Below are 21065 nucleotides of genomic sequence, written 5' to 3'. Positions count from 1 at the left end.
CATTCAGTACCTTTTATCTACCCATTAGGTTCTTTCTTTCATATTCTTCAAATACTTCTTCTGAAATTGGCGATAGTATGCCGCTCAAATACACAGCGGTATATAAAAAGTATTGCTCATCCCTTGTTTTAATTGTATGAGTACCGTGTTCCTCATTGTTTGGAATAATTCGTTCAATTTTGAGTTGTTTTTTATCACAAATGATCTCTTGTACTCTATATAAATTATGTATCGGTAAACGATCAATATACAAACAAAGGTACTCTAGTAGAAGTAGAATAACAGTCATTTGTAGAATGAAAGCAATTTTTAATAGAGTTGGTATGGATGCAAATAATACTAGCAATATAGAGACCAAGAAGATATTTAACTTTGAAAACCATTTTTCGTGTTGATTTAAAGAAATAATACTTTTCTTATTCTGAAATACCTGGAACCTCGTTATAAGAAAAATAATTACAAAGATTCCTTCATAACTAAACCAGGTTTTCCACTCCGTATCAGTAAGTTCTAGCAATATATATATGATACCGGTAGATATGATCAGTGGTACCAGCTGTACCAAACTAAATAGTATGGTATGTTCTAACATTCTTTTCTTGTAGATACGATTAGTAATTGAATCCAAGTTTCTTAACTCCTTCTGCAATTTTCATGATGACACCACCAATAAGAAGATGGTATTCGCCAATTCCTTTTTCATTTACGTACCAACACATATAGTGCCTGATACTTTCTTTTGCATCATGGTCATGTAAAGGGAAAGGAGATGCGTATTTTTTAGATGACACATTATTATCACCGAAAGGAACCTGTTCTGCAAGTGCAAAGCGTTTTTTTGCATCACTTACAATCCAGCAACCATAATTTGCTGTTCTATACCATATTGCGTTTTTGTGAATTGGATCAATAGAAGGTTGTGCTGGATAATTTTCAGCTAGCATTTGTACTTTTTCTTCACGAAGTCGTTGATGAATATGTGAATTCAATGGATCTTCCGTTCCGATTTCATAGGTTTCCTCAAAATTCCCACACTCATAAGGAATAAGGGGACTATTTGAATCAGCTGCTAATTGTAGACTGCAATAATCTGATTTTGAAAGATAATATACACAGTCTTTGCAGGTGAAATAGTTTGAAGAAGCTGAATCACTTTCTGGTTCTGTTCCGGTATTATTTACTACAAGTTTTAACATGTCTATCACAATCCTTTTTAGGCTAATTCTTAAATTAATATAGACGTATCATATCATGTCTATAAACAAATGTAAATATTTTCCAAATAAAAATAACCTTATTAATTTTGAAAGGACTGTTTGTATTGAATAGAAATCGAGAATATATTGCTTTGCGAAATTCTATATTAATAGGCTGGTTACTGACATGCTTCGTAATAGGCCTATCTATCTATTTTTCTTCTGTTGTTTATTTATTAATCGGATGTTTCATTCTATCGTTAAAATACGGATTAATGGGTACCGTGAAAAATGTGGAAAAACGTTTGCCTACCTGGGCCAACTTTGGCGTCATTGAAAAACCAGTAAATCGAAGAGTGACTAGACCTTTTCAGTTTCGGGGTGGGCTCCTTGTTTCATTAGCATTAGGATTCGTAGAGATGGTGATAAAAGGCTTATGTATCTCATATTTTATTTTAGGATTAGAAACGCATGTATATCGTTTAATGCGCAGAAACGCAAGGGTGTAAAAGGGGGGCTTCTATTATGAAAGTATTGATATTTGAATTAATTCTCATTGCGGTTCTGATTCCGTTGAATATTGTTGTGAAAAAACATGTACCGAAATGGAAAGGAAAAGCCGGAGAGAAATTAGTGAACCGTATATTGAGCAAGTTGGATTCTGAAACTTATCGCGTGTTACATGATGTTACGGTTTATACGGAGTTCGGTGATACAACGCAAATTGACCATATTGTTATTGCTGAAACTGGTGTATTTGTTGTAGAGACAAAGAACTATGAAGGATGGATCTATGGAAGTGAGAAAGCGGCAAGGTGGACACAGGGTATTTTTAGAAAGAAATCCTCGTTTCAAAATCCATTTCGCCAAAATTATAAACATATAAAAGCAATTGAATGGGTGATGGAACAACAGCTGCCGTGCATCTCTATAGCAGCATTTCATCCAAAATGCAGTTTAAAAAGAGTAGATGTTCATTCTAAAGGTAAACACGCCCTATATTATAACGACTTAAAAAGTTGTATTGAATCATACACTGAGGTGCAACTAACAAATGATGAGGTCCAACATATTTATCAAAATATGTTGCGAGCAAACATTACGGATAAGGGTATTGAAAAGAAACATGTGAAGTATTTACAGAATAAGTTCGCAAAACAATAAGAATTGGAGAAAGAGACATGTTATATGTAATAGGGTTTTTAGTAATCTCCATAGTAGCTATTCGTCTTAACATGAAGTATTACAAATTAAAAGGAAACCCAAAAGATTTTGTAATGAAAAAGAAAAGTAATTAAACTAAAAATGAAGTGCAAATTTATAGAAATAGATTATTAATCTTAGTATTAAGATATAATAAAACCTCTAAGGATATTACTTTAGAGGTTTTATTATTTTTGTAATGGAGGGAGAAATATGACAGAAGAAGTGCAACGGCTTAAAATTCTTGATCCGGTACTAAGGGAACTTTATATTTTTTCAGGTAATCAATGTGCTTTTCCCGGCTGTCCGCATAAAATAGTGAACGAGGATGGTACATACATAGCTCAAATTTGTCATATTGAAGCAGCTAATGAGGGTGGACAAAGGTTTAACCCTAATATGACAAATGAAGATAGAAGAGCGTTATCAAACCTCATGCTATTGTGCTATGAACATCATAAGACTACCGATAACACCGAAGTTTACACCGTAAAAAAAATGCAAGAAATGAAGGCGGAACATGAAGCGAAATTTAAAAATCTGTTTGATGATATGAATCAGGAATTAATAACAGATATAACAAAGAATCAAGAATTTTATCGACCGAATTCTCTGGAAGCAATAAATAATGCGTTAAAATGGAAGAATAGTGAGGAAGAATTGCAGGGAACCATAGAGGCGTTAACTTTCATAGTTAATGAAACATTGATGAAAATTATTCCAGAAGGAAGAATAGTGTTTTGCACAATGCTCGAACGGTTGGATGGAAGATTTGTATTATTAGATGAGATTCAAGGGGTTTTAAATTTAAATAGTGATCAAATGGGTAAAAACATAGATGAATTAAAAAAGTATAGGTTAATTACCGAACCATTCCAAGACTATTTTATTACAAATTGTAGCGGTCCTGTATGCGAGATTAAAGAAATGGATCCATGGGATAGAATATGGTTTGATTTAAAAGATTACTGTAATATTACGGGAATACGATTAGAAGAATTAATTGTCAAATTGAAATTCGATCTCCTTGATTAAAATACAGTATAAGTGTGTATCTAGAAAATAATATAAAATGTAGTTAATCATCTGTTATGATATAGGTAATCTAATACTAAAAAATCAGATTGCAAAAGGACAAACCTACGCAGAACCATAGCGAGGTTAGTCCTTTTTTGTTTAAGGAGGAAAAAGTTATGGGGAAAACGTTATTTATTGCAGAAAAACCGAAAGTGGCCAATGAAATTAAGAAATTACCTTGATTCTAGCTTTTAAAAAGAACAGACACCTTAAGGTGCCTGTTTACCCTGTAACAAATATAAATACATAGTACATGAAAAATAATAGAGATAGACTTGCAATTCTGCCAGCAATCGACTCTTTCATAAATTTCATAAGTATCACTTTGACAACTAATGCTAGGAATAACGGTATAAATAGTACCATGGCAAGTTTGATTGCTATGTCATTCATAACTGGACTTAATGGCTCAAAATTAATTATGATATTCACCTATTTATCTTATAATTACTATATATTTATAATATAATTCGCGTTACTTTGTCCATAAAAAAAGACACTCATTTGAGTGCCTTTTCTTCGACTTGATAACCACTTTAAATTTAATAAGATGTATACGGACTACCATCCAAATACAATCATACCATATTTTCCGATAAATGAAAGCGGATTCCTTAACTTACTTAATTACTTTGTCCATCACTTCTTTATATTTGTTAAATTGGGCATCTTCCATGTCACCATTCATTTGTAAAAGAAAATTATCTTTTGCGTATGTATGAGAGAATAACATTTGATTACCGTTACCTAAATCATCATAGTACTTTTTCGCTTGTTCAAGATCCTCTTTGTTTTTAAACTCAAATATTCTACCGCCACTATCTTCTCCTAGTGCTGGAACAAGAATGCGTTTCGCATCTTTTCTAGTATTCCCAAATTCTTTTCCGGTAGATCACTAGGCTGTTCTGCTTCAAGCCCTGCAGCCTTAAATTCTTCAATTACTTTTCCTACTGTAACATTGCTAGTTACCGATTTTATGCTATCACAGGCTGCTAAACCAAATAATAGCAAAGTACCAATAAGAAATACTGATAATTTTTTTAACATATCTATGCGTTCCTCCTACTGTAGATAAATCCTTCGATATCATAACACAATATTAATTTATAAATTGTTATATATTGTCGAATGGATATCTATATGGAAATTTTTTAAATTAGAAGAATATCCTTACATTTATGATAAAAAATCGTCTTTTCTTTAAATATTAAAACATTAGTTCATTTACGAGTGGACATGGTACTACATTTTGGTTTATATGTTTATGTAGCACAAATAAGGATAAAAGCTAAACAGAAATGTACCCTTTTGCTTAGTATATTTTTTAATAAAACGGTTATATTGATGTATTGATTAATATAACGGTGAGGTGACATATTTGAGCATAGCTGTAAAAGTAATGAAATACCAAATAGTTTGTCCTGTAAATGTAGAATGGAAAGCATTTGAAACATATTTACGTACACTTTCATATCAATCTAGAACTATTGGGAATAGAACAATACAAAAAATATGGGAATTTGACAATCTATCGTTGAACCACTTTAAAGAGACTGGCGAATATCCAAGTGCTCAACAATTATATGGATGTACCCAGAAAACTATAAGTGGATATATTTATAATCAGTTAAGAGAAGAATATCAAGATATTAATAAAGCTAATATGTCCACTACTATACAGAAATCACTTAAGAACTGGAATAGTAGAAAAAAAGAAATATGGAGGGGTGAGATGTCCATTCCTTCATTTCGAAGCGATCTACCAATCGACATCCATGGGAACTCCATACAGTTAATAAAAGAAAAAAGTGGTGATTATTTCGCAAACGTATCCCTTTTTTCATCAAAATTTATTAAAGAGAATGATTTACCAAATGGAAAAATCTTAGTGAAATTATCTACAAGAAAACAAAATAGTATGAAGGTAATTTTAGATAGATTAATTAATAGTACATACTCCAAAGGCGCTTGCATGCTCCATAAACATAAAAATAAATGGTATTTATCTATTACTTATAAGGCAACTAAAAAAGAGGGGCATAAATTTGATGAAGAATTAATTATGGGCATTGATATGGGGAAAATAAATGTTCTCTATTTTGCGTATAATAAAGGTTTGGTGAGAGGGGCAATTAGTGGAGAAGAAATTGAGGCTTTTCGAAAAAAAATTGAATACAGACGTATAAGTTTATTACGTCAAGGTAAATATTGTAGTGAAAATAGGATAGGTAAAGGTCGTAAAAAACGAATTAAACCAATTGAGGTACTAAATGATAAAATAACCAAGTTTAGAAATGCTACGAATCATAAGTATGCCAATTATATAGTGCAACAGTGTTTAAAATATAATTGTGGCACTATACAATTAGAGGATTTACAAGGAATAAGTAAAGAACAAACATTCCTAAAAAATTGGACGTATTTTGATTTGCAGGAAAAAATCAAGAATCAGGCAAATCAATATGGGATTAAAGTGGTGAAAATTGACCCATCCTATACAAGTCAACGATGTAGTGAATGTGGGTATATCCACAAAAATAATCGGCAAGATCAATCTACCTTTGAATGTCAGCATTGTAGTTTTAAAGTTCATGCAGACTACAATGCTGCAAAAAATATTTCTATATACAATATTGAGAAGGTAATACAAAAACAATTGGAGTTACAAGAAAAATTAAATCTAACAAAATATAAAGAACAGTATATAGAGCAGATGGAAAATATTAATTAAATAACGTAGTAGGAAGTAGTTTGGCGGATTTCCACGCCATAAATGGAGAAGTAATACAAGGTGAATTTACCAAGTGTAAACGCTCCATAAGGTAGTATCGAATGTTAAAAAAACATTGATACATAAGCATCCTGGATGCTTTGAAGGGTGTAACACAAAGACCGTTACACGATACATTAATTTGCTGGTAAAAAAGCAGGATATTGTTGATATACAAAGGATTGTCGCAATAACCATTGTTAAGCACCCTTATATTATCGGGGTTTAAACTTAACAATAGATGTATTGAAATCTTATAAGGTATCTGTATGTATAGACCCTGTTCACTGTTAAAACATAACAATAGATGTATTGAAATGTCTTATAAGTCCTCGTATTACTTAACGATCTGCTGGTTAAAACATAACAATAAATGTTTTGAAATTGGGGAAACGCTTGGCACATCGCAAAATCATGGCGAAGTTTAAACAAACCAATAGATATTTAGAAGTCTCATTGAACAATGATTCTATTTGTATATAAATAGAGGCAATGTTATGATATAAATAATTCAATACTAAAAAATCAGATTGCAAAAGGACACACCTACGCAGAACCATAGCGTAGGTGTGTCCTTTTTTGTTTAAGGAGGAGAAAGTTATGGGGAAAACGTTATTTATTGCCGAAAAACCAAAAGTGGCCAATGAAATTATGAAATCGCCACGATTCCGTCACTCACAAAAGTACATTGGTAGCAAACCTTATTATGGTTATTATGAAAATGATCATTATATTGTCAGTTGGTGCCGTGGGCATCTGTTGGAATTAAAAAATCCAGAAGAGATGGATCCAAAGTACAAAGTGTTTAGTTTAGAACACTTACCTTTAATTTATGAGCCAGCTTATAAGGTGAAACAAGAAAATGCTGAACAATTACAAATCCTTGTTAAACTGCTGCAACGACCTGATGTTGACCATGCGGCGAACAATACAAGAAGGACTCTGACTACTCCCACAGCTAAAGCGGTGGGGTTCTTATGTACTTGAAAGAAGCGTTACAAAGCTCTCCACAGATGGTATTGCTATGTTCTGTGTACAACATCTTTGATTTATCTTCTGTTCCATAAGACTTTCTTATCTACACAACTGATGTTGTGTAGATAAGTTTTAACGAAGGTAGGTAGCTCTACCTACGAAGGAATGATTCCTTATTTTATAGAATACCCATGCTGAGTGGGTATTTTTTCTTTGTTTGTTGCAAGGATTCTATATGTTGATGGTGTAGCTTTAAAAAGATATCAAACGTTTGTATACAACGGTTTTGATTGGTTTGTTTTAAATTTACATCACTATTCATTAATAAAAAGGCACTATATAAATCTCGTTGTACGAGATGATTTCCGATTTGACTCCATCGTTGATGGAGTTTTTTCTTTTCATAACTATTTGTAACATGATTATATTGACTGGCTCTAAAAGTTATCGTATTTACTTTTTGTATCTCTTGTTTCCCATACTTCAATTTTTGATTGATAATTTCCACTAACATGGCAGGCGCATGATTCCCAATGCTTTTACCAAAACGCTTTTTGGATTGGAACTTGCCTTGTTGATTTGTTTTTGTCTCTTTTGTACGTTTTGCTAATCCATTAAAGTGCATCGTTTCAATATACACTTCATCACCTAAGGATAAGATGCTATTTGCCAATGCACCATGTTTTTCTTTGATATAAGAAGCTTTTTTTCGATACAACTCATTTAATAGACTTTTTGTTTTTTGATAGTTTTGACTACATGTCCAATGTAGCTTGATGCCACGTTTTACAGTACCATCTTTGTTGAAGTTGTTTTGATTTGTACTTCTACGACTTCTATCCAACTTGCGTAATATACGTCTTTTTTCCCTCTCAAATAAAGGAACATCAGGAGCAAGTTGTTGGATAGAAACGGTTTCTTCTGAAACGATGGCAATCGTAGAAGGACCGATATCTATGCCTACTCGCTTTTTCTTTTGGTAGGAATGTCGAAAGGCTCCTGTTTTATTGATTCTCTTTGCAGGAGGAATGCCACCCATCACGAGTTGTACATAAAAGGTATCCTTTCCACGAATCATTTTTTTGACAAGACGACAATATTTTATCGTATGAAGAGCGAGTGATTCTTCTATAAATAAATCATTCTTACGAAAACGAACAGGAAGGAGTAATCCATTCCAATAGACCCTGTTTTCTTTGAATCGAATACCCGTTTTATTGGATTTTCCTTCTACAGAACGAAGCATTCCGTATGGTTTAAAGTGTGCTTTCGTTCCTTTAAATATTACGTCTTGCATAGCTTTCCAAACCGTAGAAGCAATTTTTTGGGAGGTATTGCTATCTATATGTTTTTTGTAATTGTGTTGGTGTTTTTTGATATAAGCATGAAGTTGATATTCACTTAATCCAAAGGATTGACGAATGCTATCTAATTCTTTTGCGATTTCTTTCCATTCTTTTGGATGATTTGCTTTTTTTGCCTTCTGATAGCAACGTAATTGTTTTCTATAGGATTTAGCTTCTTTCATGAGTGTATATTGCTTCGTTGCGTAAGATAACGTATTGTTATAGAGTTTACGAGCAATTTCAAAACGTTTGAGTAATATATCCTTTTGCCATGTATCCACAATTAATTTCAGTTCTATAATAAAACAATCTTTCTTTGGTTTTGTCATTGCCCGTCACTCCTTTCTTTTTTATTATTTATATTATACAATATAAACATATGTTCTATAAAGAAAAAAACACTTCATTCCTCCCACCTCTAAAGAAGTGGGCTTCCTGAAACTTAGTTCTGTGATTTCATTATTTCAGGAATGATACTTGAAAAAAGAATTACAGCTAGTCAAATCAACAAATTATTAGAAAAGAATATGACGGATACAATAAAAGGATTTATATCGAAAAAAACAGGGAAATCATTCAATGCAAAATTAACATATGACTCTATACAGAAGAGAGTCACGTTTATATATAAGAAGAAATAATATCGCGAAATCTTAAATTTCATATATAAAATTAATAAGAACTATGATATGATGAAAGTAACAAAATACTTCTAAAACTATCTTGCAAAAGGACACACCTACGCATACATATGCCATAGGTGTGTCCTTTTTTATGTATTTTTAAGATTTCAAGACTCAAAAGGGGGATATATATTGTGTACCAGTAATATAGCATCTGCTAATGTATCTTTTGAAAAATTGAAAAGTCAGGAAGAGAATGAAAAAAGCATGGCGTCAATATGCCCGAATTGTAAGAAACGTTCATTTAGAGAACTATATAATGATCATCCAAAATGGATACAGTTTTGCCTATGCTGTAATTATCGAGAAGTAAATACATTGGAAAGTCCGTTTGTTTATTAGACACAGCTATTTACGTATTTTAAGTAGGAGGAAGAAATTTCGATATGAAAATATGGATTAAAGCTATTTGTATAACATCATTCGTAATTCAAATGTCAGCATGCAGCAGTTCCGTGCAAACAAAAAATGATTCGAGACCTGCCCAAGTAGTACAAAACGGAATACAACAGCACACAGTAGGGAAAGCTATTGTAGATATTCCAGAAGCTTATAATGAGAAATTAAAAGGCTTAGAGACTGTTAAAGGGAAGGTAATACATATAAAGGATGGAGATACGATAGACGTGAACGTAAACGGGCAGAAACAGACGGTAAGATTACTGTTATTGGATACCCCTGAGTTTGTATCTCAAAAAATCCCACCGCAAAAGATGGGAAAAGAAGCATCTTCATTTCTAAAGAAACAGTTAAAAGGAAAAAATGTAACAATAGTCTATGATCGTGGACCCAAAGAGGACAAGTATGGCAGGAAATTAGCATATGTATTTTGTGAAGGGATACATATAAACGAGTTAATGATCAAATCAGGATATGGTATTGTAGCTTACATTTCAAAACCTAACACTACTTTGCTACCACAAATGCTAGAAAGCGAAAAAGAAGCAAAAGCATCAAAGACTGGCGTTTGGAACATAAAAGGGTATGTGGATGAAGAGAAACATCATTATAACCGTAATGATGCGGCTTAGCATCCTAATCCATTGCAATACAAATATTTGTGCAAATGGAGGTTTTTTGAATGAATGAAAACAAAAGAAATATGCTCTTATCCTTTATCATTTCAATTTTATTTATTTTCGCGAGTCTATTGCCATTTAGTAATAATGAATATGTGTATGTTATCTCCAAAATTGGTGCTGCAGCTGGTGTAATAAATATTGTGATGATGAGCGTTTTCTTGTATTTTCAAAGCAAAAAAACGGGACATTTATTAAATTAGTGAATTAAAACTTAGTAGTTTTCCTTACTTATATCTTTTTAAGCGTGGTAAGGAAAACCGTAAAGGAGTGTGAAAGGTGAGTCAAGTACCTGGATTTTTGAAGTTTGTTTTAGCGAAAGAAAGACGGTATGTATATTTAGTTGTAGCAGAAAAGAAAAACAAAAAAGTACATACACACATGGTATATGGATTTGGTCCGCTTGAAAAAGCATTAGAAACCATGTACGAAATGCGTGATGATTTTGAAAATCTTTTTCCTCTAGAATTAAAAGAGAGGGGATACGACTGGGAAGATATTAATGATTGGATACTTTCTATTGAAACAGGGTACTCGAAACACGGAAATAAACTAGTCATATATTAGCAAATGTTTTGCATTAAAAAAACAGGTGAGGCGAAAATAAGATGTCGATCATTCAAAAGTATCACATTGCAATTGCTTGGACGATAGCTACTAGTGCAATGCTCATAAGTTTGATTTTTAGTGAATGGATGAAGCTGCCTCCATGTGATTTGTGCTGGTATCAAAGGATGGCCATGTATCCATTAGTGTTAATATTGGGAATAGGAATGTATAGAAAAGATCCTAATGTAAGTGTATATGCATTTCCATTTGCATGTATTGGATTAATAATAGCTGTCTATCAAATTACGATTCAGGCTTTTCCAACAAGTGAACTGAAGATATGTTCAGTAGGTGTTTCTTGTACAGAAGATCATTTGAATTTGTTTGGTTTCATCTCGATTCCTATGCTATCTTTTGTTGGGTTTTTAGCCATCATAATACTTCTATATATTAAATCTGATAGGGAGACAAAAGAACAAACAACATAGTGGTTATGAACAATGTATTCAAGCAAACACAACATATTTAAAAATAGATAATTAAAATAAAAAATAATTATAAAAGGAGAAATTAAAATGACAACAATGCAAGTAAGTAATGACATGTACAAAATCCCAGAGGTAGATGTGGAATTATTAAAGATTATGGCCCATCCAGTTAGATTACAGATCGTGAAAGAACTAGAACGTCGCAAAGTTTGTAATGTAACAGAGTTAACAGATCTATTAAAAGTACCGCAATCAACCGTATCTCAGCATTTATCTAAGATGCGTGGCAAGATTCTACGCTCGGAAAGAAAAGGGTTAGAGATGTACTATCATATTGCAAATTCCAAAGCATGCCAGATTGTTAGTGTACTAGGTTTATAATTAGCTCAAACTAAATAGCAGATTATAAGATTAAAGATAAAATAAGGGCAGCCTGATATGGCTGCCCTTATTTTATTTGTGATTTTGCATATATTTTTGCACATTTAGTATAACAAACATTATTCTTTCCTATCAAACTTCAATCTTATTTTTTCTCAATATGCTTTGTTTACTTTTATATTATAATCAACTTAGTTCTTTTTATTTATGCATATTTCCTGGGGTGAATCCTTTTACTAAGGATTCCTTTTTTATTTTTAACTAATTCATAAATAAACATAATTCAAATTGGATTTTAAACTGGTATTCATAAAGAAACTGTTGAAATAGCCTGTTTGTAAATGAATTGTTGCTTTCCGTGACTAGAAACTAGCACTGAAAATTTATCAAAAGCGATAATGATTCCTGGCACCCTTATTCCGTTTATTAAAAATATCGTTACTAATCTTTTTCCCTCTATTAACTTCTTATAAAAATTTTCTTGTGTATGCATTAATAGTTTCTTCCTCTCTTTAAATGTTCTAATCTTTTTAGATCCTTCTTATGGATGCAAAAAGAACGGTATAATTATAATATTTTTGATATATTAAAATTTCAGGATTTTAATATATTGTTATTCTTACACAGAGATCCCATATAAAAATAAAAGTCCTCACAATTGGGGTGCACTTCAAATGAAGTGAAGACCTTTGTTTTTTTATCATCCACCAGTATGGCCGTGAGCATATTGTACGATTTTATCCTCGCTAAGAGCTTTTTGTGTATCAGTTACATTGCTAGCGTTAAACATAAACGTGAATACGGCTGTTAATCCAATTAAGCTAGACATTACTTTTTTCATTTTAAAGCCTCCTTTTCAAAGTTTTGTTCTTCTGCTTGATGGCTAAGATAAAAATAATCGCTTGCTTTTGAACAGCTATTTTCTTGGTGGAATAAAACTGCTAATTTTTTAGCGTATTCCTGTACGTACTCATGTAGGTTTTCTCTCTCAAAATAAGAGATTCCTGTTTTAATTGTCTTCTCTAATTTGTCAGCAGAGACCTTTTGATTTAATTTTTCTAAAATTAAAAAGTGATGTTCGTATTCTTCATTCTTTAGCTCTTTACAAATCTCTAAGCCTTTCACTATAAGATTAGAAGTTTCTTTGGACTCACCGATTTTCATATGCTCCCTAGCTTTAATAAAAATTGCTTTATAATCTTTAGGGAGTTCTTGTGTTACTTCAGAGAGGTATCGTATTGCTAGTTCAGATAAATTTTGACCTGAATACATTAAACCTAAGTTATGGCGTACAAATGTGATATTCTTTTCTTCACCAGATTTTTTGAATGTATTAATAGCTGTAATGAAATGTTCTTCAGCTTCCTCAAATTGTTTTAAATGAGTACAAGCTAATCCAATTAAATTATCACATAATCCAATATTAGTTTCATATCCTGCATGCTTTTTAAAGATATCCTTTGCTTTTGTAGCTTCTTTAATTGCAGCAAGCGGTTTATAAATATGATAATGGAAAGTTGATAATTTAAAATGGAATTCAGCATGTTCAATTTCATCAGGAATGTGTTTTAAGAGTAATTCAGCTTGATTATAATGTTCTTTTGCACATGTAAAATCACCTGTAATATTTGAATGAATAGCTTTAAAGAAGTGGTAGTAGTATTGTAAAAGCTGATCTGCAGGTACACCCAATGAATCTACTTTATCAAAACTATCTTTTCCAATACTTAAACTATCAAGCATATATTGATGACGAAAGTCTAAAAGAGCATAGTATAAAAGTAGGTTTTGATCTTCTTCAATGTTATGTATTTTTTGATCAATCTCAAGTTTTAAATTATGTGCCTTTCCTACATGTCTGGCACGTATCTCTATATACCAGTCATTTAGCATTTTGGTAACTTGCTCGTTCCCCTTTACTGAAACAATCATTATATATTCCCCCATCCTATAGAAGTATGCTAATGTTATATATTACCATTGTAGCAAAATCCCCTTTGCATTTAACTATTTCATATTTATTTTTCAACAAAATTCAGAAAAATAAGTTAATAAAAACAACCCACTTATATTTTAAAAGAAGATATCTATTATTATATATCTGAGAATAGTACAATTGAGGTAACTGAACATGATTAGCTAAATGTAGGAGTATTAGAAGAAGTCCATCAGGGAGAGGATCATAATTTATTTGCGGTAAAAGGAGACGAAAGAGACATGCTGCAGCAGCTAGAGATGGATGGATTTAATTTTGAAGATGTTGATTGGGGAGACCTTAACCTATTGGAAAACGAAATTATGAGTAGTACGGATGCAATAGAAGAGTGGGGAATTGAATCATCAACATTATGTAAAAAAATAAATGATTTCCCAAAAGGCTCAATCCGTAAAATTGGTACGACATATGCTGTGACTCGATTTGGAATGCGCTGTGTTTCGGTTCGAATAAGAAATATGTAAAAATAAAGTAGGGAAGGTGGCGTTCTATGTAGAATCACACAAGGGATTCAAATCTATTGGGAAATGGTTATAAAGGGCATGATCCTTGCTCTATCATACCGAAGCAATCACAATCGTTGTCAATGAAGTAATTATCCTCAATTAATCGCTCAAGTTCCTTTTCAAGATACCTCCAGTCATGCACTTTACTTTCAGAAATTAAAATGCACTAGAAGTTCTTTCGATCTTACCAAGTAAATAATCTCCAATTTCTTTAGATATATTATCTAATTCCTTTATTTTTTTATATGTTCCTGATTTTCTAAGATAAATTCAATATACTTTTTTTGCATTATACTCAACTCCTAGTTTCTTTCTATGTGCATGTGACAATAACCTATTGCTAATTTAATAAATTTTTACACCTATATTACTTAAAAAGTGTAACCATCAATGACAAAACGTATCTCTCGCTGAAATCTAGTTTTGTCACGTTAATGGGCATAAAGAGGAACATAATTGAATTTTGGATTGATTACCAAATACTTATTTTATGAGCACAATTAATAAAAATCTATCTTTTGTAGTAGATTTAGATACAATAATTTATAATTTTAACGATTCAAAAAGAATTAAAGTAAGTAGACAACAAAGTTTAGATAGTAAAAAGTTTATAGAGTGATACAGTAAAAATAGAAATAATAACATATACAAAATAAAATAATCTAAAAAAGGGAAGAAAAATTTCTTCCCTTCTCATAATGTACGAGCTATTCAAAATGAATTTAATTAAGAATTTAGTGACCATGATTTCCGTGTGCGTACTGAATAAAATCAATAGCTTTCTGTGTTTCTGTAGGGGATTGTGCACCAAACATTAAAGTGAAAATAGTAATTACACCAACTAAACTGAGAATTGTTTTTTCACTTTAATGCCCCCTTCTCAAAAACTTTTTTTTCTGCTTGAGAACATGAATAGAAATAATGACTTGCTGTAACATGGTTATTTTCTTTATAAAATGCAGTAGCAAGATACTCTTCGTATTCCTTAATGTATTCATAAAGTTCTTGCTCTTTAAAATATGATACGCCTTCTAACACTATCTTTTCAAGTGCTTCGGCAGGAACATCTCTATTCATTGCATCTAAGATTTTAAAATGGTGTAGATACTCTATATTATCAACCTCTTTACAAACGGAATATCCTTTTGCTATGAGATCTTTTGCAACAGATTGATTTCCTTCCTTTATATGTTCTTTTGCCTCAATAAATAGTGCTTTATAATTGTTAGGAATTTTTTGATTTACCTCCGAAAGATATCTAATAGCTAATGGTGAAAGGTTTTGAGTAGCATACATTAATCCTAAATTTTGACGCACCATTAAATTGAATTGCTCTTCGTCTATTTTTTGGAACATATCCATTGCCTTTATGAAACATTCTTCAGCTAGTTCCCATTCTCTCAAATTAGTACAAGCTAAGCCCATAAGATTATCACAAAATGCTACATTAATCTCATACCCAGCATGTTGAGCAAAGATTTCTCTTGCCTCTGATACTTTTTTATAGGATAAGAGCCCTTGATATATGTCATAATGGAAAGCTCCAACTTTATAATAAAATTCCGCTTTTTCCAATTCATCAGGAATGCAGTTCAAAAGAGTTTCAGCTTTTTTATAACTCTTTTTTGCGGTTTGATATTCGCCAATAGTAGAGGTATGAATCCCTTTGAAAAAGTGATAATAATAAGCTAAGAAATTATCTGTAGGCATATCAAAATTCTCACCTTCATCAAAACTGCTTTGTGAAACGCTTAAACTATCAATTAAAAATTGATATTTAAAATCTAGTAGTGAGTAGTAGAGTAATAAATTCTGATCTTCTTCAATGTTATGAATCTTAGAATTAATTATTTCTTTTAATTGATGAGCATTTCCTATACGTCTTGAGCGAATTTCAATATACCACTTATTTAAAAGCTTTGTAATTTCATTATTCCCCCACATTGAAACAGTCATTATCTAATTCCTCCATTCTGTCGAATAAAATATCCTATCCCTTTAATTAAGAGCTAGGTAAAAATCCTAAGGATTGTAATGTCGTAACCCGTAAGCAAATGCGCTTATATTTTACAAAAAGAAATGGAGAGAGTCAGTATGATACAATCGAAATTTGGAATTTTAATATATCTTTAATCTAGAGTGGCAAGGGGAGTTGCTATTTTATAAGTAAGATAGCAACTCAAAGGAATTGAAACCTTACAATGTATTTTTCTAATAGAGTTCATGGGGTAGTAGAGCGGAATAGAGATTACCTGAAATTATTGAATGTATTTAAATTTTATTTTAAATTGCTTTATTATGAAATGTCTTGTTTGTTTGTCTTAAAGACAAATTAGATATAAAAGGAATTTTTGTATAATTATACATAAAAAATGCTGATTTACAATAAATTTTAATAATAATTAGAAATAACAAAAAATGAATATTTTTTGAAAGATAGTAAGAAATGTAGTCTGATGTTTCATAATGAGAGGGGGAGTATTTTGTACGTATGATATTCATTAAATATAGTCGAGAATAATATGAAGACTGAAACATTTGCAGAGATTCAAAAAATGTGGGAGGATTCTATGACTCTAAAAAGTTATGTGATTGGTATGGAAATGAAAAATTTGTTTAAATGGAAACACTATCAGCCTGATATTACCTTATTAATAATTTTCAAGAAAAAAGTATATCAAGCAATAATAAGTTGACTAGGAAGATTACTTTTTTTATCTGTAATAATGTATGGAGTCGGCTTTATTAATATACCAATAAGAAGTGTGAAATAATAATAGGGAAAGATTTTATATCATTGTGGATGAAATCTATGTATTTGGGAAGGATAGAAAATATATTATTAATAGCAAAGTAGGCTGGGCTCTCCTTATTTTACAATTTTGGGAGATCAGCCTCACAGTGGTGATGACGGCATTACTAACTTATCTTATAAGTGAACTTATTAAGAGAAAAGTAGGAATCGATTTGTTTCTTATTCCTTCATTACACCCTTCTCACCAAATTTATACCATTTATTTATACTCTTACCATTATCCAATGCTATATTCTCGTCATGGAGCATAATCCCTTTATCTTGATCAGTTTTTTCTCCCTTATTCATATAGTACCAATTGCCAGAATCCCTCAACCACCCTGTCCACATTTCCCCTTTTTTAAATGTTTTTTTCTTTTGATAGTCATTTGTAGCATCGTTTATAGGGTTAAAGTAATAATAATCTTTACCGTTCTTATTTATAAGTTGGACAAATCCGGTCATCATTTCCCCTTTGTTAAATGTGGTGCCGTCATAGTTTTTCATGCCGTCTCCAGGACTGAAGTAATATTTTGTATCTCCATCTTGAACAAAGCCAGTTTCCATTTCTCCTGTGCCTGGTTTGAATGTATCTCCTGCGGAGTTTTTGAGGTCGTTTTTTTCAGGGTTGAGATAATACCAGCCAATACCAAGTTCCAGCCAACCGGTTTTCTTTTCCCCTTTTTTATTAGTGAAAGTCCACGCGTTATTCTCTAATTTCCACTCACCCTGTATTAGCGCTTGGAATGTCGGATCATCCCATGTCGAGGAGCTGAAGTTTTGCATGTTTTTAAATATATTTTTAGCTTCTAATTTTGCTATTTTTGCATTTAATATATTTAGTTCGTTCTCTTTCCCAATACCATCACCTGCGGTACTTAATAGATTTTCTTTTTTTGTTCTCAGTTCATTTAGCTTATCAATATTATTGTAGAACGTTTGAAGACCCTGGTTATACACTTTCTTTATATGGTCCGCATATTTTTTAGTAATTACCTCAAGATTACCCTTATCAAAGAAGTGCTGTAAGCTTTGCTCATCATATTTCAATTTAGGCCCTTTAGCATGCTCGTGCATGTATTTTAAAAACGTTATATGAGCAACTGCAAGCTTAGTGTATAGAGGTAAACTTGCTACTTCGTGATTACCCGAAGCACGATCTATAAGAGATTCAAATGAGTGTTGAATGTGATTGGCCCAGTTGCCACGAGTTGCATATATATCATTTCCAGCATAATATATCGCATTTTTATTAGTATCAGTATTCAATGACTATTCGAGTGTTAAAATATTTGAATTTAATGTCTTGAAATCAGTTTTAAGATTATTTACATATTCAGTGTCAAACTTTTCATCCACTTGAGTCAAAATCTGATTACTCATTTCCTTGATCTGTGCTGAAACACCATCATTTTCTGACCAAAGTAAACCAATTAGCGGTGAAATAACCAACCCAGCATATGGAATGAGATCTGTACCTGCCATTGCTAGAGATCTAAAAGTGTCATTAAAGTTTGGAATATCTTTTTGGGCATCTTTAATAAATTGGAAAGCTCCATTAACCCCTACCTTCATTGTACCCTTAGTAGCGAATGCTTTAAGAAACTTGTTACGTAATGTTTGATCTGGAATAATTTTCTCCACTTGTATCCCAATATCGTTAAGTGTGTGTGATGAAATTACTGAAATATTGTCCTCGTCAGCTGCAAATGCTGAGGTAGTGCTCCCAAATGTGCTTACTCCTATTGTCATAGTTGCTAATGTTGCAAGAAGCGCTTGTTTGTATTTGCGCTTCGCATCTTTTCGATTTTTATATTTCATACGTGTACTTCCTTCTTAGCCTATTTTACGAATACTTGTATCACATCAAGTAAAGAAGTGATCTGCTTGATTATAGGCTTGCTGATTTAAGTTGTATACAATAAAAAGTGTTGTTGGTTAATGCAATAAATTTAAATATTGTTTAGATCGTAATATGTTTTTGAAGGATTATAATAGTGGGAATTTAGGAATTAAGACTCGGTGAAACAAGATTTTTTGCTTGTATTACGCACATTGGACATGTTTGTCTTGTTAGGAGGTCAAAAATTGCTTAGTATAATCTAATTTGATATCAAATAAAGTCAATTGGGTCTGGTGCGAATACGTTAACAGAAATACCACGAAGCATAGATTTCTTTGAGGATGCTTGTGCATCTTCATCTACTAGTATTTTTCTATCTGGATAAGTAGGTACATACTGCAAATAAAAGGTGTTATTTGACCAGAATAAAGACATTAAAGCCATTGTAAACTACAAAAAAATAAAGGAACATTAAATTAACAGTAAATAGTAATGTTATAAAGTTAAGTTGGTGAAATTATTGAGGGTTTAAATTCTATAATTAAATGTTAATACATTAAAAGTAAGAGAGTAGCTTAGGTGTTTATGTAAAAAACATAAACCTTAAAGAATTAATTGATACTAATTATACGTTTAATGAATTGAAAGTCCTTTTTTAAAGATTATAAACACAATATAAAAAATAGAAATATCGAACTAAAGTATAAGGGAAATAGTAAGGAGAGTATTAAATGAATGTTTTTTATACATATAAACAACAAGCAGAAATATTAAAAAAAATTGGACATCCTGTTCGTTTGTGTATATTGCAACAATTAATCGAACGAAATAACTGTAGTGTAACTGAATTATGTGATCTACTAGAGCTTCCACAATCTACAATATCACAACATTTATTGGTTTTAAAAAGTTTGCATATTGTAGATTGTAAGTATGAAGGTAGGATGAAGATATATAAAGTTTGTCATGAGAGAGTAATAAGAATCGTTACTTTATTGGTGAAAGTATGAAATGTAAATTATAAACGTAATGTTTTATTAGGTGATTTATGTAATGGAGGGAATACCATAATGTGATAATGCTTCAGCACTAATAACGAATATAGTAATAACGGAAGGAAGGAATATGAAAGCAGTCGATCGAAAAATTAGAATTCTATATTTACAAGAAAATCATTGTGAAGATTGTAATTATAGAGATAAAGAATTTCAATATTGTATTCAAAACTGTGAGATAGGCCAAGAATTAAACAAATTATATGAAAAAGGATTTAAGAAACAATCTAAACAAAGGAAAGATAAAGAAAAAATTTGGGATGAAAAGTGCGAATATGCAACTTGGTTATATGAGAAAGGAATAGAATATCCAGTTATTGCGAAGATATTGAGGTGTCATATAAGTAGTTTATATATAGAGCTCAAAAAAAGAGGGGATTTAAAGAATCCAAGTAATAAAAAATTAAAGGATTTTAAGTTTTATGTATAAATTTTTTAGGAGAAGTATTCGTAGTGAATATAAATCCGTATAAAAAATGAAATATCTATTGAATTAGTCTGATACAAAATAAAAGTCCTTCTTATTTTTGTGAAAATATAGAGTAAGGAAACTATTCAAGAGGGAACTATAGATGAATGAGGTATCGGGATTCTTAAAATTAATTTAGGAAAATAATCGATATGCATATTTTAGCTAAGTAGAAAGCATAAGAGTGAACAATATTATTCTCAATAGACCTGGATTTGCTAGAGTAGGTGTCAGAAAGTATACTTTGAGAAATATTTTTCGCCTTCTACCAGAAGTGAAAGGGACCAGCTATGAATTGGAAGGTATAAATGATGAATTTTTCATTAGAATAATTATTCTTTTCATATTAACGGTACGAGTGAAACAACATCTTTTTTTCCTTTACATGATTATAAGTTGTATACAAATTCTTAAGATAGCTATCTAGTTTTTGTTCTTTATTATATATTATCAAAAATTAGTTATGCTAAAGTAATTTTTAGTAGAATTTATAGATTGATATCATGAGTTAGTTTAGAGAATCAGAAAATTATAAGGAGAAATTAATAATTAAAGACTCGAGTTAAATAAAAATTGTTGAAATGTTAATCGGTGCACTCAGATTTTTTGAAGAATACTCTTACTAATAATTTAGGCTTGATTCACTTAATGAATA

The 21065-nt window shown here is 31.4% G+C and carries 22 protein-coding genes and 4 pseudogenes; 14 read left to right on the top strand and 12 right to left on the bottom strand.

What is annotated here, in order from left to right:
* Positions 1-13: 13 nt before the first annotated feature.
* Together CN409_RS27390 and CN409_RS27385 are read right to left on the bottom strand one after the other, a co-directional pair.
* Entirely contained in the window at positions 14-592 is a 579-nt protein-coding gene (locus CN409_RS27390) for a hypothetical protein (RefSeq protein WP_080450890.1), read from the bottom strand.
* Positions 593-611: 19 nt separating this feature from the next.
* A complete protein-coding gene (locus CN409_RS27385) occupies positions 612-1196 on the bottom strand; it encodes a hypothetical protein (RefSeq protein ID WP_097891356.1) in 585 nt (194 codons plus the stop codon).
* Positions 1197-1321: 125 nt separating this feature from the next.
* On the opposite strand from CN409_RS27385, the gene CN409_RS27380 reads away from it, so the two are divergent.
* The 3 genes from CN409_RS27380 (at position 1322) to CN409_RS27370 (ending at position 3434) form a co-directional block, all read left to right on the top strand.
* The gene (locus CN409_RS27380) at positions 1322-1705 is read left to right on the top strand and encodes a hypothetical protein (RefSeq protein ID WP_080000448.1); all 384 of its coding nucleotides are present in this window, start codon (positions 1322-1324) and stop codon (positions 1703-1705) included.
* Positions 1706-1721: 16 nt separating this feature from the next.
* The gene (locus CN409_RS27375) at positions 1722-2360 is read left to right on the top strand and encodes a nuclease-related domain-containing protein (protein ID WP_097891354.1); all 639 of its coding nucleotides are present in this window, start codon (positions 1722-1724) and stop codon (positions 2358-2360) included.
* A 252-nt stretch (positions 2361-2612) separates the two neighbouring features.
* Positions 2613-3434 (top strand): HNH endonuclease, encoded by an 822-nt coding sequence (locus tag CN409_RS27370; protein WP_052508619.1) that lies wholly within the window; start codon positions 2613-2615, stop codon positions 3432-3434.
* 264 nt (positions 3435-3698) lie between these two features.
* Here the strand turns inward: CN409_RS27370 and CN409_RS27365 are convergent, their stop codons facing one another.
* Complete coding sequence (locus CN409_RS27365; protein WP_080339916.1) at positions 3699-3908, bottom strand: hypothetical protein; 210 nt, start codon at positions 3906-3908, stop codon at positions 3699-3701.
* Positions 3909-4095: 187 nt separating this feature from the next.
* Positions 4096-4523: pseudogene (locus CN409_RS27360) on the bottom strand (stress protein).
* Positions 4524-4854: 331 nt separating this feature from the next.
* Between CN409_RS27360 and CN409_RS27355 the strand changes: the two are divergent.
* Positions 4855-6207 carry an RNA-guided endonuclease TnpB family protein gene (locus CN409_RS27355; protein ID WP_044306872.1) on the top strand — a complete coding sequence of 451 codons (1353 nt, stop codon included), beginning with the start codon at positions 4855-4857 and terminating at the stop codon, positions 6205-6207.
* A 639-nt stretch (positions 6208-6846) separates the two neighbouring features.
* A pseudogene (locus tag CN409_RS27350) lies at positions 6847-7173 on the top strand (type IA DNA topoisomerase); the annotation flags it as partial.
* A 226-nt stretch (positions 7174-7399) separates the two neighbouring features.
* Here CN409_RS27350 and CN409_RS27345 read toward each other — a convergent pair.
* Positions 7400-8896, bottom strand: a complete 1497-nt coding sequence (locus tag CN409_RS27345; RefSeq protein ID WP_097891353.1) for a hypothetical protein — start codon at positions 8894-8896, stop codon at positions 7400-7402.
* 120 nt (positions 8897-9016) lie between these two features.
* Here CN409_RS27345 and CN409_RS27340 point away from each other — a divergent pair.
* The 6 genes and pseudogenes from CN409_RS27340 to CN409_RS27310 all read left to right on the top strand — a co-directional run.
* Positions 9017-9208: pseudogene (locus CN409_RS27340) on the top strand (topoisomerase C-terminal repeat-containing protein); the annotation flags it as partial.
* A 428-nt stretch (positions 9209-9636) separates the two neighbouring features.
* Positions 9637-10281: a thermonuclease family protein gene (locus tag CN409_RS27330; protein WP_097891349.1), complete on the top strand. Its 645-nt coding sequence runs from the start codon at positions 9637-9639 to the stop codon at positions 10279-10281.
* A 50-nt stretch (positions 10282-10331) separates the two neighbouring features.
* Complete coding sequence (locus CN409_RS27325) at positions 10332-10532, top strand: hypothetical protein (protein WP_001004893.1); 201 nt, start codon at positions 10332-10334, stop codon at positions 10530-10532.
* 76 nt (positions 10533-10608) lie between these two features.
* On the top strand, positions 10609-10896 hold the full coding sequence (locus CN409_RS27320; protein WP_001996145.1) for a hypothetical protein: 288 nt from the start codon (positions 10609-10611) through the stop codon (positions 10894-10896).
* 41 nt (positions 10897-10937) lie between these two features.
* Positions 10938-11366, top strand: a complete 429-nt coding sequence (locus tag CN409_RS27315; protein ID WP_000022641.1) for a disulfide bond formation protein B — start codon at positions 10938-10940, stop codon at positions 11364-11366.
* A gap of 87 nt (positions 11367-11453) precedes the next feature.
* A complete protein-coding gene (locus tag CN409_RS27310; RefSeq protein WP_097891347.1) occupies positions 11454-11747 on the top strand; it encodes an ArsR/SmtB family transcription factor in 294 nt (97 codons plus the stop codon).
* Positions 11748-12054: 307 nt separating this feature from the next.
* Here CN409_RS27310 and hfq read toward each other — a convergent pair whose 3' ends face one another.
* From hfq to CN409_RS27300, 3 genes are all read right to left on the bottom strand, one after another.
* Positions 12055-12240 (bottom strand): RNA chaperone Hfq, encoded by a 186-nt coding sequence (gene hfq, locus CN409_RS27305; RefSeq protein WP_044307631.1) that lies wholly within the window; start codon positions 12238-12240, stop codon positions 12055-12057.
* Between the two features lie 207 nt (positions 12241-12447).
* On the bottom strand, positions 12448-12588 hold the full coding sequence (locus tag CN409_RS32045) for a hypothetical protein (RefSeq protein ID WP_000757474.1): 141 nt from the start codon (positions 12586-12588) through the stop codon (positions 12448-12450).
* Complete coding sequence (locus CN409_RS27300; RefSeq protein ID WP_097981424.1) at positions 12585-13679, bottom strand: Rap family tetratricopeptide repeat protein; 1095 nt, start codon at positions 13677-13679, stop codon at positions 12585-12587. Before CN409_RS27300 ends, CN409_RS32045 begins: the two co-directional genes overlap by 4 nt.
* A gap of 141 nt (positions 13680-13820) precedes the next feature.
* Here CN409_RS27300 and CN409_RS32870 point away from each other — a divergent pair.
* A pseudogene (locus tag CN409_RS32870) lies at positions 13821-14218 on the top strand (helix-turn-helix domain-containing protein); the annotation flags it as partial.
* Positions 14219-15110: 892 nt separating this feature from the next.
* Here the strand turns inward: CN409_RS32870 and CN409_RS27290 are convergent.
* The 4 genes from CN409_RS27290 to CN409_RS32040 all read right to left on the bottom strand — a co-directional run bounded on the left by CN409_RS27290 (position 15111) and on the right by CN409_RS32040 (position 19330).
* Entirely contained in the window at positions 15111-16205 is a 1095-nt protein-coding gene (locus tag CN409_RS27290; protein WP_097891345.1) for a Rap family tetratricopeptide repeat protein, read from the bottom strand.
* A gap of 1018 nt (positions 16206-17223) precedes the next feature.
* The gene (locus CN409_RS27285; protein ID WP_097891343.1) at positions 17224-18312 is read right to left on the bottom strand and encodes an insecticidal delta-endotoxin Cry8Ea1 family protein; all 1089 of its coding nucleotides are present in this window, start codon (positions 18310-18312) and stop codon (positions 17224-17226) included.
* Between the two features lie 3 nt (positions 18313-18315).
* Positions 18316-18864: a hypothetical protein gene (locus CN409_RS27280; RefSeq protein WP_097891341.1), complete on the bottom strand. Its 549-nt coding sequence runs from the start codon at positions 18862-18864 to the stop codon at positions 18316-18318.
* Positions 18865-19156: 292 nt separating this feature from the next.
* Positions 19157-19330, bottom strand: coding sequence for a hypothetical protein (locus CN409_RS32040; protein WP_170951615.1), 174 nt, complete (start codon positions 19328-19330; stop codon positions 19157-19159).
* A 287-nt stretch (positions 19331-19617) separates the two neighbouring features.
* On the opposite strand from CN409_RS32040, the gene CN409_RS27275 reads away from it, so the two are divergent.
* Together CN409_RS27275 and CN409_RS27270 are read left to right on the top strand one after the other, a co-directional pair.
* Positions 19618-19896: an ArsR/SmtB family transcription factor gene (locus CN409_RS27275; protein ID WP_044307625.1), complete on the top strand. Its 279-nt coding sequence runs from the start codon at positions 19618-19620 to the stop codon at positions 19894-19896.
* A gap of 115 nt (positions 19897-20011) precedes the next feature.
* Positions 20012-20371, top strand: coding sequence for a hypothetical protein (locus CN409_RS27270; protein ID WP_044307624.1), 360 nt, complete (start codon positions 20012-20014; stop codon positions 20369-20371).
* Positions 20372-21065: the final 694 nt, after the last annotated feature.

This window comes from Bacillus sp. AFS012607 (assembly GCF_002558005.1).
GTDB classification, from domain to species: Bacteria; Bacillota; Bacilli; order Bacillales; family Bacillaceae_G; genus Bacillus_A; species Bacillus_A thuringiensis_S.
Note: the sequence above shows the minus strand (reverse complement) of the source record. Positions and strands in the feature narration are given on the sequence as shown.

Coding starts and splice junctions, on each gene's coding strand:
- CN409_RS27390 (WP_080450890.1), bottom strand. CDS start 592: ATGTTAGAACATACCATACTATTTAGTTTGGTACAGCTGGTACCACTG.
- CN409_RS27385 (WP_097891356.1), bottom strand. CDS start 1,196: ATGTTAAAACTTGTAGTAAATAATACCGGAACAGAACCAGAAAGTGAT.
- CN409_RS27375 (WP_097891354.1), top strand. CDS start 1,722: ATGAAAGTATTGATATTTGAATTAATTCTCATTGCGGTTCTGATTCCG.
- CN409_RS27370 (WP_052508619.1), top strand. CDS start 2,613: ATGACAGAAGAAGTGCAACGGCTTAAAATTCTTGATCCGGTACTAAGG.
- CN409_RS27345 (WP_097891353.1), bottom strand. CDS start 8,896: ATGACAAAACCAAAGAAAGATTGTTTTATTATAGAACTGAAATTAATT.
- CN409_RS27330 (WP_097891349.1), top strand. CDS start 9,637: ATGAAAATATGGATTAAAGCTATTTGTATAACATCATTCGTAATTCAA.
- CN409_RS27325 (WP_001004893.1), top strand. CDS start 10,332: ATGAATGAAAACAAAAGAAATATGCTCTTATCCTTTATCATTTCAATT.
- CN409_RS27315 (WP_000022641.1), top strand. CDS start 10,938: ATGTCGATCATTCAAAAGTATCACATTGCAATTGCTTGGACGATAGCT.
- CN409_RS27310 (WP_097891347.1), top strand. CDS start 11,454: ATGACAACAATGCAAGTAAGTAATGACATGTACAAAATCCCAGAGGTA.
- hfq (WP_044307631.1), bottom strand. CDS start 12,240: ATGCATACACAAGAAAATTTTTATAAGAAGTTAATAGAGGGAAAAAGA.
- CN409_RS32045 (WP_000757474.1), bottom strand. CDS start 12,588: ATGAAAAAAGTAATGTCTAGCTTAATTGGATTAACAGCCGTATTCACG.
- CN409_RS27300 (WP_097981424.1), bottom strand. CDS start 13,679: ATGATTGTTTCAGTAAAGGGGAACGAGCAAGTTACCAAAATGCTAAAT.
- CN409_RS27290 (WP_097891345.1), bottom strand. CDS start 16,205: ATGACTGTTTCAATGTGGGGGAATAATGAAATTACAAAGCTTTTAAAT.
- CN409_RS27280 (WP_097891341.1), bottom strand. CDS start 18,864: ATGAAATATAAAAATCGAAAAGATGCGAAGCGCAAATACAAACAAGCG.
- CN409_RS32040 (WP_170951615.1), bottom strand. CDS start 19,330: ATGGCTTTAATGTCTTTATTCTGGTCAAATAACACCTTTTATTTGCAG.
- CN409_RS27275 (WP_044307625.1), top strand. CDS start 19,618: ATGAATGTTTTTTATACATATAAACAACAAGCAGAAATATTAAAAAAA.
- CN409_RS27270 (WP_044307624.1), top strand. CDS start 20,012: ATGAAAGCAGTCGATCGAAAAATTAGAATTCTATATTTACAAGAAAAT.